This is a genomic window from Streptomyces sp. NPDC104309 (genome assembly GCF_055584025.1).
On the sequence record NZ_JBVJMV010000016.1, the window covers coordinates 14,609 to 27,330 of the forward strand.

A 12,722-nucleotide genomic window follows, 5' to 3' on the forward strand; every position below is an offset into this window, starting at 1 on the left:
GGGGCGCCCGCGCCACCCGGCCCGTGCGCGGTCGCCCCGGCGGTTAGATTGGGCGGGTGCTCACTCGTCTCTCGCGCTCCCGCACCCTCGTCCTGTGCGCCCTGCCCGTCCTCGCCCTGTTCGTTGTGGCCGCCTTCGCGCCGCTGCCGTTCACGCTGGCGCAGCCCGGCACGACCGCGAACGTGCTCGGGAGTGATCACGGCACGCCGGTGATCAGCATCAAGGGCGTGCCCACCCGCCCCACCAAGGGCGAACTGCGGATGACGACGATCGTCGCGACCGGGCCCAACGCCGACGTCGGCATCGGCGATGTGATCGACAGCTGGTTCCGCACGGACCGAGCGGTGCTGCCCCGCGACTCCGTCTACCCGACCGGCGGCTCCGAGAAGCAGATCGAGAAGCACAACCTTGAGGACATGAGGAAGTCGCAGAACTCCGCCGTCGACGCGGCGCTGAACTACCTCGGCAAGCCGAAGGGCTCGGTCGACGTCACCCTGCACCTCGCCGATGTGGGCGGTCCGAGCGCGGGACTGTTCTTCGCGCTCGGCATCGTCGACAAGCTCGACGGCGACGGCTCCGGCGGCGATCTCACCGGTGGCCGCACCATCGCGGGCACCGGCACGATCCAGGCGAACGGCGAGGTCGGAGCGGTCGGCGGGGTGTCGCTGAAGACCCAGGCCGCGCACCGCGACGGCGCGACCGTCTTCCTCGTCCCGAAGGCCGAATGCAACGAGGCGGGCGCCGAGCTTCCCAAGGGGCTGCGGCTGGTCCCGGTCACGACCCTCAAGAACGCGGTGTCCTCGCTCCGGGCACTGGAGCAGGGGCACAAGGTACCGAGCTGCTGACCTCGGCGGCCGGTGACGGTACGGCGGCGTCCACCGCTTCCACAGCCCCGGACTCCGACCCGCAGCCGCCCACGGTCCCCGGCCTCTCGACGGTCCGGGAATCGGCCCCGGTGGCGGACCCGGCCCCGGCCTTGCCCCCGGACCCCACCTCGTCCATCGTGCGCCACACCGGGAACACCGCCGGGCTCAGCGTCGCCAGCAGGTACACCCCGCCCATCGCCAGCAGCGCGCCCCGCGCGCCCACGCTCTCCACCAGCAGGCCCGCCGCGAGACCGCCCACCGGCATGGCCAGTTCGCCGCCCGCCGTGAGGACCCCGGAGACCCGGCTGCGCAGCTCGTCGGGCACGCTTCCGTAGATCACCGTCGTCAGGACCGGGTTCAGCATCCCGCCCGCGATGCCGCTCAGCGCCATGGTCACGGCGAGCGGCAGCGTCGTACCGGTCAGCGCCGCGACGGCGTACCTGGGCGCACCGCACAACAGCACGCACACCGTGAACACGGCGCGCCGCGAGAAACGGTCGCCGAACCATCCGTACAGCAGCGCCCCGGTCAGTCCACCGGCGCCGAACAGCGCGGTGAGCAGCCCGATGTCCCGGGCGCCGCCCAGTTCGGCGGAGGCGTGCACCGGCAGCAGGACGGCGTTCCAGCCCTGATCGGTGCCGTTCATGAAGAGGACCATCACCACGACCGCCAGCAGCAGCCGGTTGCCCAGCAAGTAGGTGTATCCCTCGCGCAGTTCGGTGCGGTACGCGCGCAGCGACACCGGTGCCGCGGTCTTGCGGGGCTCGGCCGCGCGCACGCCGCGCACCCCGAACGCGATCAGCAGCGCGGACGTCAGGAACGTCGCGGCGTCCAGCAGGAGTACGGTCTCCGCGCCGACCAGCGCGATCAGCATGCCTGCCAGCGCCGCGCCGACCATCCGGGCGCCGCGCGAGACGGCGTCGAAGAGGCTGGCGGCGCGGGCGAGGGTGGTCCCGGCGTGTTCGGCGAGATCCGGTACGAGGACGTAGCGCGCCGTGTTGCCCGGCGTGTGCAGGAGCCCGCTGACGGCCATCAGCGCACACAGCGTCCAGAACGCCAGGGCGTCCGCGTAGTGCAGCAGTGGGATGGCGGCGACGGCGAGGCCGCACACCAGGTCGGAGACGACGGAGACCCGGCGGCGTCCGATCCGGTCGATGACCGGCCCGCCGATCAGCGCGGAGACGACGATCGGCAGCGTCGCGCAGAAGGCGACGACACCGGCCCGGCCCGCGCTGCCCGTGGTCTCCAGGACGAACCACGGGACGCCGATGAGGGTGAGTGAAGTACCGGCCGTGGAGATGGCGTTGGCGGACAGTACGGCGATGAGCGGGGTGCGGTCCCCCCGGCCGCTCATGCCGTACGGGGTACGACAGTGGGGCGGTCGGGGCTGCGGGGCATGATGCGCAGCCCCGACTCCACGAGAAGCCAGCCCAGCCGGGCGCGCAGCGAGGTGCGCGGATCAGCCGGGGCGAGAGCGAAATCCGTTGCCCGCTGCCGTAGTTCGGCGGAGCGCTGGTGGTGCAGCAGCAGATGGGTGTCGGGGTGCATGGCGGTGTCCTTCCGGTCGGAGGTGTTCGTTCCTCGGCGACTTCGTTCCTCGGTGACTTCGTCGCACGGCCGGCTCGGTGCCCGGCGGGCTCCTCGCGCGGCCGGCGGCGTCGCGCGGTGGTCTCGCCCGCCGGACGGGTTCGTCGCGCTTCGGGGCGTCGCGCTTCGGGGCGTCGCCCAACGGGGCGTCGCCCGGCGGGCTCGTTACTCGGTGGGGCGAGGGAAGAGGTGGACGTGGCTGCGGACGGTGGCCGATCCCTCCGTGCCCTCCGGGACCCGGCCCTCATAGCTCGCGACGAGCTCGTGGATCTCTCCGATCAGTTCCCTGGAGAGATCGGGAGTGAGGCGCACCTTGAAATCGCTGACGTCCCAGCCGTGCAGCCACTCCTCGGGCCATTCGTGCATCGTGCCGAGCCAGGTGTTCAGTTCCTGGGCGTGTGTGGTGGCGATCTCGTGGAGTACGACGCCGACGGCGCCGCGCACCTCGGGGTCCGGGTGGCTCATGAAGCGGTCGCTGTTGAAGGCGGTGCCCGTGTGGACGGCCCGCCACCAGCGTTCGCGGCCCTTGCCGCGCTCGGGGTCGTCCTCGACGAAGCCGTACGCCGCCAGCTGCCTGAGGTGGTAGCTGGTGGCGCCGCTGGACTCGCCCAGCCGGTCCGCGAGACCGGAGGCGGTGGCGGGGCCGAACTCGCGGAGCGCGCTCAGCAGGCGCAGTCGCAGGGGGTGGGCGAGCCCGCGCAGGGTGCGGGCGTCGACCGTGTGGACCTTCGGACCGGCGACGGCGCTCTTGCCGTCGTCCTCTGTTGCGGGCATGGCACAACCGTAGAGTTGCAAAGCTCTCTTTGCAACAGTTTTTTTGCAGCGACTTCTTTGCATGTCGCTCGGGGTGCCGCGGCGGTTCAGCCCTTCTTGATGAACCCCTCCTGGATCAGCCACTCCTTCGCCACGTCGTGCGGGTCCTGCCCGTCGACGTCCACCTTGGCGTTGAGCGCCTGGGCGACCTCCGTCGTCAGCTTCCTGCTGACCGGGTCGAGCAGCTCCGCGATCTGCGGATACTTCTCGAAGGTCTTGCTGTGGATGACGGGCGCCGCGTTGTAGTTGGGGAAGAAGTGCTTGTCGTCCACGAGCACTTCGAGGTCCATGGCCTTGATCCGGCCGTCCGTGGTGAACACCTCGCCCAGCAGGCAGGAGTTGGACTTCGAGACCTGGGTGTAGATGATCCCGGCGTCCATCTTCTTGATGTTGGCGGCCGGGAGGGTCATCCCGTACGCCTTCTCCATGCCCGGCAGCCCGTCGTCGCGCGAGGCGAACTCGTTCTCCACGCAGATCGTCACCGCCGACGGGTTCTTCCCGGCCAGCACGGCGACGTCGGAGAGTGTCCTCAGGTGGTACTTCGCGTTGTTCTTCCTGCTGATGGCGAGCGCGTAGGTGTTGTTGAGGGTGGACGGCGGCAGCCAGGTCACGCCGTTCCTCCGGTCCTCGTCACGGACCGCCTCCCACTGCTTCAGCGGGTCGGCGATCGGCTTAGCGTGGCCCAGGTAGGTGATCCAGCCGGTGCCCGTGTACTCGTACATGGCGTCCGCGCCGCCCTTGACGATCGCCTCGCGCGCGCTGATCGAACCGGGCAGGTTCGTCCGGTCCAGGACCTCCGCCCCGGCGGCCTTGAAGACCAGGCCGATCATCTGGCCCAGGACGATGTTCTCGCTGAAGTTCTTCGAGGTGACGGTCAGCGAGGCGCCGGACAGCGGCTTTCCCCGGCCGACGGAGCCCGGCACCACGTCGTCCGCCATCGGCGAACCGCTCTTCAGTCCGCACCCGGAGAGCGTCAGCGCCAGAGCGAGCGCCCCCACGAGCCCGGCACGCACCTTTCGCGGGCCCATGCTCACCCCACCTCCAGTCCACGCGGCGTCAGTGCCAGCTCGACCAGCGAGGCCAGCCAGTCCACCAGCAGCGCCAGCACCACCGTCAGTACGGAACCGAGCACCAGCACCGGCATCCGCTGAGTCTGGATGCCCGAGGTGATCAGGTCCCCGAGTCCGCCGCCGCCGACGAAGGTGGCCAGGGTCGCCGTACCGACATTGAGCACCAGCGCCGTCCGTACACCGGCCAGGATCAATGGCACGGCGAGCGGCAGTTCGACCTTGGTGAGCGTCCCCATCGCGGACATGCCGATGCCGCGCGAGGCCTCGACCAGGTTCGGTTCGATCGCCTTCAGACCGGCCACCGTGTTCGAGAAGACCGGCAGCACCGCGTAGATCACCATGCCGATGATCGCCGTCGACGGGCCGATGCCCAGCCAGATCACCAGCAGTGCCAGCAGGCCGATCGCCGGGGTCGCCTGCCCGATGTTGGCGATCGCGGTGACCAGTGGGGCGCCCCTGCGCAGCCCGCGCCGGGTCATCGCGATCCCCAGCGGGATGGCGATGATCAGCACCCAGAACGTCGAGATCGCGGTCAGCTTCACATGCTGCCACCAGCGCAGCTGCACATTGCCGCCGGTGAGCGAGTTCCGCGCGATCGAGTCGAGGTGGACGTGGGTGATCCACAGATAGGTGAGGGCCAGGACGACCGCGAGCGCGAGCGGCAGGAGCACCAGCTGGCGCCAGGTGATCCGGCGCCGCGGCCCGGCCGGTGGCGGTGCGGGTTCCTCCTCCTCGTCGCGGAAGGCGTGGCCCCTGACGTCGTGTTCGCCGGGCGGGCGGTCCTTGTCGGACGCGGGCGCCGGGCGAAGGGAGCGCCGGGACGGCTTCGATTCGGGATTCGGCGGGGAGTTGGGAGTCATGCGCCCGGACCGCCCTCCAGCTCCTGTTCGGTCTGGTGGGTGCGGAGCTCCTCCAGGTCGTGCTGGTGCTCGATGGCGGCGAGCCGGTCGGCCTCCAGCAGTTCATGGACGGAGTTCATCAGGGTCTCCATGTCGACGACCCCGATGAACTCGCCGCGCCGCCCCGTCACCGCGACCCGTCCACCGCTGTCGATCAGGACCGCCTCCAGCGCGTCGTGCAGCGTGGCGTCGCGCGTCACGGTGTCGTGGACCAGTTGCCCGGCCCGCGCCAGCGAACCCCGGGCCCGCATCAGGTCGCCGCGCCGCAGCCACTTGTACGGACGGTTCCTGCGGTCCAGCATGAGCAGTTCGTTGTGTGGGCCGCCACGCAGCCTGTTGAAGATCGACTGGAGCGGGTCGTCGACCGTCACCGTCGGGAACTGGGCCATCTCCACATCCCGGACGCGGGTGAGGTTGAGCCGCTTCAGCGCCGCCCCGGCACCGACGAAACCCGAGACGAAGTCGTCCGTCGGGTTGGTGAGGATCGCCTCGGGGGTGTCGAACTGCGCGATGTGCGAACGCTCCCGCAGTACGGCGATCCGGTCACCCAGCTTGATCGCCTCGTCGAAGTCATGGGTGACGAAGACGATCGTCTTGTGCAGCTCGTGCTGGAGGCGGATCAGCTCGTCCTGGAGGTGGTCGCGGGTGATCGGGTCGACCGCGCCGAACGGCTCGTCCATCAGCAGCACCGGCGGATCGGCCGCCAGGGCCCGTGCCACGCCCACCCGCTGCTGCTGTCCGCCGGACAGCGCCCGCGGATAGCGCCCGTGGAACTCCCGCGGATCCAGTCCGACCAGATCGAGCATCTCCTCGACCCGGTCCTTCACCTTCGACTTCGACCAGCCGACCATCCTCGGTACGAGGGCGATGTTCTCGGCGACCGTCATGTGCGGGAAGAGCCCGGACGACTGGATCGCGTATCCGATCTTGCGGCGCAGCTTCACCGGGTCGATGTCGGTGACGTCCTCGTCGTTGATCCTGATCCGTCCGGACGTCGGCTCGATCAGCCGGTTGATCATCTTCAGGGTGGTGGACTTCCCGCAGCCGGACGGGCCGACGAAGATCACCGTCTCGCCGGCCTTGATGTCCATCGAGACGTTGTCCACCGCCGGGTTCGGATTGCCCGGGTAGCGCTTGGTCAGGTTGTCCAGGTGGATGGTGGCACCGGACGTGCTCCGCGTCGTCGCGGCGTCACCGGCGACCGTGCTCCCGTGGGCGGCCCCGGAGCCGGCGGTCTCAGACACGGATCCCCCTGGGAATGGTGAGCCGCCCGAGCAGTACGTACGCGGCGTCGAAGAGCAGGGCGAGGATGACGATGCCGAGCGTGCCCGCGAGCACCTGATTGATCGCGTTGGCGCTGCCCAGCGAGGCGATGCCGCGGAAGATCTCGTTGCCCAGGCCGGGGCCCGAGGCGTACGCGGCGATGGCGGCGATGCCCATCAGCATCTGTGTGGAGACCCGGATGCCGGTGAGGATCGGCGGCCAGGCGAGCGGCAGCTCCACCCGGCACAGCCGGGCCGGCCGCGACATCCCGATGCCCCGCGCCGCGTCGACCAGTGCCGGATCGACGCCGCGCAGTCCCACGATGGAGTTGCGGACGATGGGCAGCAGCCCGTACAGCGTCAGAGTGATCACCGTGGGCGCGACCCCGAGCCCGACCAGCGGGATGAGCAGACCGATCGCGGCGAGCGAGGGAATCGTGAGGACCGTCGCCGTCGATGTGATCGCCAGCGACCCCGCCCATCCGCTGCGATAGGTGACGACGCCGATCAGGACGCCGAGCACCGTGGCGATGACCATGCACTGGAACACGGCGCTGACGTGCTGGTACGCGTCGGTGAGCAGCTGTTGGTGCCGGTTGCCCAGATACTCCCAGAAGCTCACACGCCACTCCTCGCTTCAGTCGTCGTCCCCCGCGGCCTGCTCGACGAGCGGGATGACGCGCAGGGGAACCGGGTTCTCCATGACGATGGCCGTGGAGGCCCGGACGATGCCATCAAATCCGACAACCCGGTCGATCACCCGTTGGAGATCGGCGTTGGAACGCGCGACGAGACGGCAGAGCATGTCGCCGTGCCCCGTGGTCGTGTGCAGCTCCAGCACTTCCGGAACACCGGCCAAGTGGGCCCGTACATCGCCCCCTTGACCCTGCTTGATCTCCAGGGTCGCGAACGCGGTGACGGGGTAGCCGAGCGCCGCCGGATCGACGGTCGGACCGAATCCGCGAATGACGCCATTCGACTGAAGCCGGTCGAGGCGGGCCTGCACCGTCCCGCGCGCCACGCCGAGCCGACGCGATGCCTCCAGGACGCCGATACGGGGTTCGCGGGCCAGCAGTACGATGAGCCGCCCGTCCAAGTGATCGATCGCCATGGTCCGCCTCCGGGGGTCGCTGTGATGGTCATCATGTACAGATGGCCCGGCCATCGTCCCTTTCGGCTATGCAGATTGCCCAGGGAATTCGCGAACTGTTGCGCACCTTGCGGAGCGGCGAGAGTCTTCGAACATGACTGAGACTCTGCACACCACCCCCGACACAGCCCGGCAGGCCGACCCCTTCCCGGTCAAGGGAATGGACGCGGTCGTCTTCGCCGTCGGCAACGCCAAGCAGGCCGCGCACTACTACTCGACGGCCTTCGGCATGAAGCTGGTCGCCTACTCCGGACCGGAGAACGGCAGCCGCGAGACGGCGAGTTACGTCCTGACCAACGGGTCCGCCCGTTTCGTCTTCACCTCCGTCATCAAGGCGTCCACCGACCACGGCCGCTTCCTCGCCGACCATGTCGCCGAGCACGGCGACGGCGTCGTCGACCTCGCCATCGAGGTCCCGGACGCCCGAGCGGCCTACGCGTACGCGGTCGAGCACGGCGCCCTCGGTCTCGCCGAACCGCACGAGGTCAAGGACGAGCACGGCACGGTCGTGCTCGCCGCCATCGCCACGTACGGCAAGACCCGCCACACCCTCGTCGAGCGCACCGGCTACGAGGGCCCCTACCTGCCCGGCTTCGTCGCCGCGGCCCCGATCGTCGAGCCGCCCGCCAAGCGCGTCTTCCAGGCCATCGACCACTGCGTCGGCAATGTGGAACTCGGCCGGATGAACGAGTGGGTCGGCTTCTACAACAAGGTCATGGGCTTCACCAACATGAAGGAGTTCGTGGGCGACGACATCGCCACCGAGTACTCCGCGCTCATGTCGAAGGTCGTCGCCGACGGCACGCTCAAGGTCAAGTTCCCGATCAACGAGCCGGCCATCGCCAAGAAGAAGTCCCAGATCGACGAGTACCTGGAGTTCTACGGCGGCGCGGGCGTCCAGCACATCGCGCTCGCCACGAACGACATCGTCGCCTCGGTGCGCGCGATGCGGGCGGCCGGCGTCCAGTTCCTGGACACCCCCGACTCGTACTACGACACCCTCGGCGAGTGGGCGGGCGAGACCCGGGTCCCCGTGGAGATCCTGCGCGAGCTGAAGATCCTCGTCGACCGCGACGAGGACGGCTACCTGTTGCAGATCTTCACCAAGCCGGTCCAGGACCGCCCGACCGTCTTCTTCGAGATGATCGAACGCCACGGCTCGATGGGCTTCGGCAAGGGCAACTTCAAGGCCCTGTTCGAGGCGATCGAGCGCGAGCAGGAGAAGCGCGGCAACCTCTGATCCCCAGGGCGTGACGGCGGGGCCCCCGGCACAACCGGGGGCCCCGCCTCAGGTGCGGCTCCCACCGGCGGGCACGCCCCGGCACACGGCGCACGGGCCGCTTGGCCCCGGCGGTCTGTCAGCGGCCGCCCGGCGCGTGCGTGCCGGGGCCGGGAGCTCCCGCCGCCATCCGCAGGTCCGGATCGCTCGGTTGCGGCCCGGGGTTCGGCGCGCTCGGCTCCGCCACCGGGGTCGAGGCCGGGGCCGGGGTTCTCGCGGGCGTCCGCCGCTGCGGCGCCGGCGCGGGTGCCGCCGGCTCGGCCCGCGCCGCCGGCTCGGGTTCCGGGGCGGGCCGCACGTCCTGCGGGGCGCCCGCCGGGAGCCGGGCCAGCGAGTCCAGTGCCTCCTGGGACGCCGGAGCCTCCAGCGGTGAGAAGTGCGGATTGGTGCGCAGTGCCGCCTCCAGACTGCGGCGCGCCGGACCGTAGTCCTTCAGCGCCTGCTGAATCGCGCCCAGGTGGGACATGTACGAGGCGTTCTGCCCACCCGTCGCGACCGCCTGCGTCGCGTACTTCAGCGCGGCGGACGAATCACCGGAGCGGTGCAGCGCCCAGCCCAGCGCGTCCGCCACCGCCGCGCTGCGGTGCGATCGGCCCCACTCCGCCCGCAGCGACTTCACGGCCACCGCCGGATCCCCGTGAGCGGTCTCGAAACGGCCGCGCAGCAGCGCGTTGTCCACCCCCTGGGCGTCGCCGCGCGAGAGAGCCTCACCGAGCTGCCCGTACTGGCTCCGGGCCTCGTCGTCCCGGCCCAGCGACTCGTACAACTCACCCAGTTCGAGCAGGTACTCGGGCCGGGGGAGACGAGCCAGCGCCGCCCGGTAGTCGCGCAGCGCCTCGTCCGTACGGCCGAGCGCCGCCAGCGCCCTGGCCCGGCCCGCGAGCGACGGAGGGTGGGCACGGTCGGTCCGCAGCGCCGCGCCGTACTGCGCCACCGCCTCCTCGGGCTCGCCCCGCTCCCAGGCCAGCTCACCCAGCAGGTGCAGGCAGTCCGCCTTCTGCGCCGGAGCCGTGGCCCGGTCGGCCGCGTCCTGCGCGTTCGCCAGCGCGTCCTCGCGCCGGCCGCGGTCCCGGTACATCCGCGCCGTACGCAGGAGCGCAGTGCTGCCGGGGCGCAGCGCGGTGAACCTCTCCACCGCCGTGCGCGAGGCCTTGTAGTCACCGAGGCCGTTGTACGCGTCGATCAGGGACGGGTAGACCGTCCACTGCTTCGGCTCCCGCGCCCGTACCTTCTCGCCCCACTTCTTCGCCGCGCCGAAGTCGCCCCGGGCGTTGGCGAGCGTCGCGAGTCCCACCCAGGCCGCCGTGTTCCCGTTCTCACCCGGCTCGACGTTCAGCGAGCGCTGCAGCGCCTGCTCGGCCCGGCCGTAGTACGCCTCGTCCGCGGAGCGCTGCCCCCACTCCACGTAGGACGTACCGAGCAGCGCCCACGCCCCCGCGTCGGAAGGATGCGTGCCCACCCACTGCTGCCGGTCCCCCATCAGCGCCGTCAGATCGGAGAGCGAGGCGGGATAGCCGAGGTCCGTCGCCTTCAGGGCCCGCGAGACCGGACCCGGCGCGGGCGGCGGCGCGGACTTCTTCTCGTCCTCCGGCACGGCCACCACCGCACCCGTCACCAGCACCGCACCCGCCACCATGCCCATGGCCGCCCTGCGCAGCGTCGTCCGCAGCGACACGGGTGGCAGCTCGTCCTCCGACGCCGCCGGGTCCGGCGGTGCCGGCCGGGTTCCGGGGGGCTCAAGGGGAGGCTCGGTCGAATCGGGGGACTCCGGAGGCTGCTGCGGCATGACATCCATGCCGATCACTCTGCGTCAGTACGAAGAGCACACCGCGTCTTGCGAAGGCAGCCGGAGACGGGTTCACACCAATGGGCCCGGGTGCCACGATTGGATCATGAACGGTCTTCTCGAACGACTGCGTGCGGGGCTGCCCGACGAGGCCCTGATCACCGATCCCGACGTCACCGCCTCCTACGCCCACGACATGGCGAGCTTCTGCGACGCGGGCACACCGGCCGTCGTCGTGCTCCCGCGCACGGTCGAGCAGGTCCAGCACGTCATGCGCACGGCCACGGCCCTGCGCGTCCCGGTCGTCCCGCAGGGGGCCCGCACCGGTCTGTCGGGCGCGGCCAACGCCTCCGACGACTGCATCGTGCTGTCCCTGGTGAAGATGGACCGGATCCTGGAGATCAGCCCGGTCGACCGGATCGCCGTCGTCGAACCGGGCGTCGTCAACGCGGTGCTGTCCCGGGCGGTCGACGAGCACGGCCTCTGCTACCCGCCGGATCCCTCCAGCTGGGAGATGTGCACCATCGGCGGCAACATCGGCACCGCGTCCGGCGGTCTGTGCTGCGTGAAGTACGGGGTCACCGCGGAGTACGTGCTCGGCCTGGAGGTGGTCCTCGCCGACGGGCGGCTGCTCACCACCGGCCGCCGCACCGCGAAGGGCGTCGCCGGCTACGACCTCACCCGGCTCTTCGTCGGCTCGGAGGGCAGCCTCGGCATCGTCGTCAAGGCCGTGCTGGCGCTGAAGCCCCGGCCGCCGCGACAGCTGGTCCTGGCCGCCGAGTTCCCGAGCGCGGCCACCGCCTGCGACGCGGTCTGCCGGATCATGGAGCGCGGTCACACCCCGTCACTCCTCGAACTGATGGACCGTACGACGGTCCGTGCCGTCAACACGATGGCCTCCATGGGCCTCCCCGACACCACCGAGGCGCTCCTGCTCGCCGCCTTCGACACCCCGGACCCGTCGGCCGACCTGGCCGCCGTCGCCGAGCTGTGCACCGCGGCGGGCGCCACCGAGGTGGTCCCCGCCGCGGACGCCGCCGAGTCCGATCTGCTGCTCCAGGCCCGGCGGATGTCGCTCACCGCGCTGGAGACCGTCAAGCCGGCCACGATGATCGACGACGTCTGCGTGCCGCGCTCGAAACTCGGCGCGATGCTCGAAGGCACCGCCGCCGTCGCCGAGAAGTACGGCCTCACCATCGGTGTCTGCGCACACGCGGGCGACGGCAACACCCACCCCGTCGTCTGTTTCGACCACACCGACGAGGACGAGTCCCGGCGGGCCCGTGCGTCCTTCGACGAGATCATGGCGCTCGGCCTGGCGCTCGGCGGCACGATCACCGGCGAACACGGGGTCGGGGTGCTGAAGAAGGAGTGGCTCGCGCGCGAGCTCGGCGAGGTGGGCGTCGAACTGCACCGGGGCATCAAGCAGGCGTTCGACCCGCTGGGGCTGCTCAACCCGGGCAAGGTGTTCTGACGGCCGGCCGGGACCGTGGCCGTTCACGCGTCGCCGTCCTGCGACTCGTCCGGCCCCCACGGGTCGCTCAGCCACAGATCGTCGGCCGGCAGCGGCGCGAGCAGTTCGGCGAGACCCTCGTCGATGCGCAGCCGCTCGGACTCCGTACCCGGCGGGACCAGCCGCAGCGTCCGCTCCACCCAGGCGGCCACCGCGGCGGACGGCATCTCCAGAAGCGCGTCGCCGTCCGGCGAAGTCAGCGCCACGAAGAGGACGTTGCGGACGTCGACCTTGGTCGGCCAGATCCGTACGTCCCCGTGGCCGCACGGCCGGAACACGCCCTCGATCAGGAGATCGCGGGCGAAGGTCCAGCGGACGGGGAACTCGGAGCCGATGTGAAAGGCGACGTGCACGGCGTACGGATCCTCGGTGCGAAACGTCAGCCGGGCGGGGACGGGGATGCTGCGCTCGGGCGACAGAACCAGCTTGAACTCCAGCTCGCGTTCCACGACGGTGTGCATGAGTGCGTCCTTCCAGTGCCTGTGGGCCGGTCCCGT

General features: G+C 70.7%; 13 protein-coding genes. 3 read left to right on the top strand and 10 right to left on the bottom strand.

Annotation, left to right across the window (positions count from 1 at the left end):
* Positions 1–56 precede the first annotated feature (56 nt).
* A complete protein-coding gene (locus tag ACZ68L_RS23350; protein WP_469579791.1) occupies positions 57–845 on the top strand; it encodes a YlbL family protein in 789 nt (262 codons plus the stop codon).
* Here ACZ68L_RS23350 and ACZ68L_RS23355 read toward each other — a convergent pair.
* The 8 genes from ACZ68L_RS23355 to ACZ68L_RS23390 form a co-directional block, all read right to left on the bottom strand.
* Positions 784–2,220, bottom strand: coding sequence for an MFS transporter (locus ACZ68L_RS23355; RefSeq protein WP_469579793.1), 1,437 nt, complete (start codon positions 2,218–2,220; stop codon positions 784–786). The genes ACZ68L_RS23350 and ACZ68L_RS23355 overlap by 62 nt on opposite strands.
* Positions 2,217–2,414, bottom strand: a complete 198-nt coding sequence (locus ACZ68L_RS23360; protein ID WP_469579795.1) for a hypothetical protein — start codon at positions 2,412–2,414, stop codon at positions 2,217–2,219. Before ACZ68L_RS23360 ends, ACZ68L_RS23355 begins: the two co-directional genes overlap by 4 nt.
* 204 nt (positions 2,415–2,618) lie before the next feature.
* Positions 2,619–3,227, bottom strand: a complete 609-nt coding sequence (locus ACZ68L_RS23365) for a helix-turn-helix domain-containing protein (protein WP_469579797.1) — start codon at positions 3,225–3,227, stop codon at positions 2,619–2,621.
* Positions 3,228–3,313: 86 nt separating this feature from the next.
* Positions 3,314–4,294: a glycine betaine ABC transporter substrate-binding protein gene (locus tag ACZ68L_RS23370; RefSeq protein WP_469579799.1), complete on the bottom strand. Its 981-nt coding sequence runs from the start codon at positions 4,292–4,294 to the stop codon at positions 3,314–3,316.
* Between the two features lie 2 nt (positions 4,295–4,296).
* Positions 4,297–5,196, bottom strand: a complete 900-nt coding sequence (locus ACZ68L_RS23375) for an ABC transporter permease (RefSeq protein ID WP_469579801.1) — start codon at positions 5,194–5,196, stop codon at positions 4,297–4,299.
* A complete protein-coding gene (locus ACZ68L_RS23380; RefSeq protein WP_469579803.1) occupies positions 5,193–6,479 on the bottom strand; it encodes an ABC transporter ATP-binding protein in 1,287 nt (428 codons plus the stop codon). The genes ACZ68L_RS23375 and ACZ68L_RS23380 overlap by 4 nt, the downstream gene beginning before the upstream one ends.
* Positions 6,472–7,119 carry an ABC transporter permease gene (locus ACZ68L_RS23385; protein WP_361451000.1) on the bottom strand — a complete coding sequence of 216 codons (648 nt, stop codon included), beginning with the start codon at positions 7,117–7,119 and terminating at the stop codon, positions 6,472–6,474. The genes ACZ68L_RS23380 and ACZ68L_RS23385 overlap by 8 nt, the downstream gene beginning before the upstream one ends.
* A gap of 15 nt (positions 7,120–7,134) precedes the next feature.
* Positions 7,135–7,608, bottom strand: a complete 474-nt coding sequence (locus ACZ68L_RS23390) for an Lrp/AsnC family transcriptional regulator (protein WP_361451003.1) — start codon at positions 7,606–7,608, stop codon at positions 7,135–7,137.
* A 133-nt stretch (positions 7,609–7,741) separates the two neighbouring features.
* On the opposite strand from ACZ68L_RS23390, the gene hppD reads away from it, so the two are divergent.
* Entirely contained in the window at positions 7,742–8,887 is a 1,146-nt protein-coding gene (hppD, locus tag ACZ68L_RS23395; protein WP_469579806.1) for a 4-hydroxyphenylpyruvate dioxygenase, read from the top strand.
* 118 nt (positions 8,888–9,005) lie between these two features.
* Here hppD and ACZ68L_RS23400 read toward each other — a convergent pair whose 3' ends face one another.
* Positions 9,006–10,721 carry a tetratricopeptide repeat protein gene (locus tag ACZ68L_RS23400; RefSeq protein ID WP_469579807.1) on the bottom strand — a complete coding sequence of 572 codons (1,716 nt, stop codon included), beginning with the start codon at positions 10,719–10,721 and terminating at the stop codon, positions 9,006–9,008.
* A 97-nt stretch (positions 10,722–10,818) separates the two neighbouring features.
* On the opposite strand from ACZ68L_RS23400, the gene ACZ68L_RS23405 reads away from it, so the two are divergent.
* Positions 10,819–12,186 carry an FAD-binding oxidoreductase gene (locus ACZ68L_RS23405; RefSeq protein WP_469579809.1) on the top strand — a complete coding sequence of 456 codons (1,368 nt, stop codon included), beginning with the start codon at positions 10,819–10,821 and terminating at the stop codon, positions 12,184–12,186.
* 23 nt (positions 12,187–12,209) lie between these two features.
* Here the strand turns inward: ACZ68L_RS23405 and ACZ68L_RS23410 are convergent, their stop codons facing one another.
* On the bottom strand, positions 12,210–12,686 hold the full coding sequence (locus ACZ68L_RS23410; protein WP_469579811.1) for an SsgA family sporulation/cell division regulator: 477 nt from the start codon (positions 12,684–12,686) through the stop codon (positions 12,210–12,212).
* Positions 12,687–12,722 lie beyond the last annotated feature (36 nt).

Bases quoted from the DNA above. Each gene is read 5' to 3' on its own strand.
- ACZ68L_RS23355 (WP_469579793.1), bottom strand. From the start codon at position 2,220: ATGAGCGGCCGGGGGGACCGCACCCCGCTCATCGCCGTACTGTCCGCC.
- ACZ68L_RS23360 (WP_469579795.1), bottom strand. From the start codon at position 2,414: ATGCACCCCGACACCCATCTGCTGCTGCACCACCAGCGCTCCGCCGAA.
- ACZ68L_RS23365 (WP_469579797.1), bottom strand. From the start codon at position 3,227: ATGCCCGCAACAGAGGACGACGGCAAGAGCGCCGTCGCCGGTCCGAAG.
- ACZ68L_RS23370 (WP_469579799.1), bottom strand. From the start codon at position 4,294: ATGGGCCCGCGAAAGGTGCGTGCCGGGCTCGTGGGGGCGCTCGCTCTG.
- ACZ68L_RS23375 (WP_469579801.1), bottom strand. From the start codon at position 5,196: ATGACTCCCAACTCCCCGCCGAATCCCGAATCGAAGCCGTCCCGGCGC.
- ACZ68L_RS23390 (WP_361451003.1), bottom strand. From the start codon at position 7,608: ATGGCGATCGATCACTTGGACGGGCGGCTCATCGTACTGCTGGCCCGC.
- hppD (WP_469579806.1), top strand. From the start codon at position 7,742: ATGACTGAGACTCTGCACACCACCCCCGACACAGCCCGGCAGGCCGAC.
- ACZ68L_RS23400 (WP_469579807.1), bottom strand. From the start codon at position 10,721: ATGGATGTCATGCCGCAGCAGCCTCCGGAGTCCCCCGATTCGACCGAG.
- ACZ68L_RS23405 (WP_469579809.1), top strand. From the start codon at position 10,819: ATGAACGGTCTTCTCGAACGACTGCGTGCGGGGCTGCCCGACGAGGCC.
- ACZ68L_RS23410 (WP_469579811.1), bottom strand. From the start codon at position 12,686: ATGCACACCGTCGTGGAACGCGAGCTGGAGTTCAAGCTGGTTCTGTCG.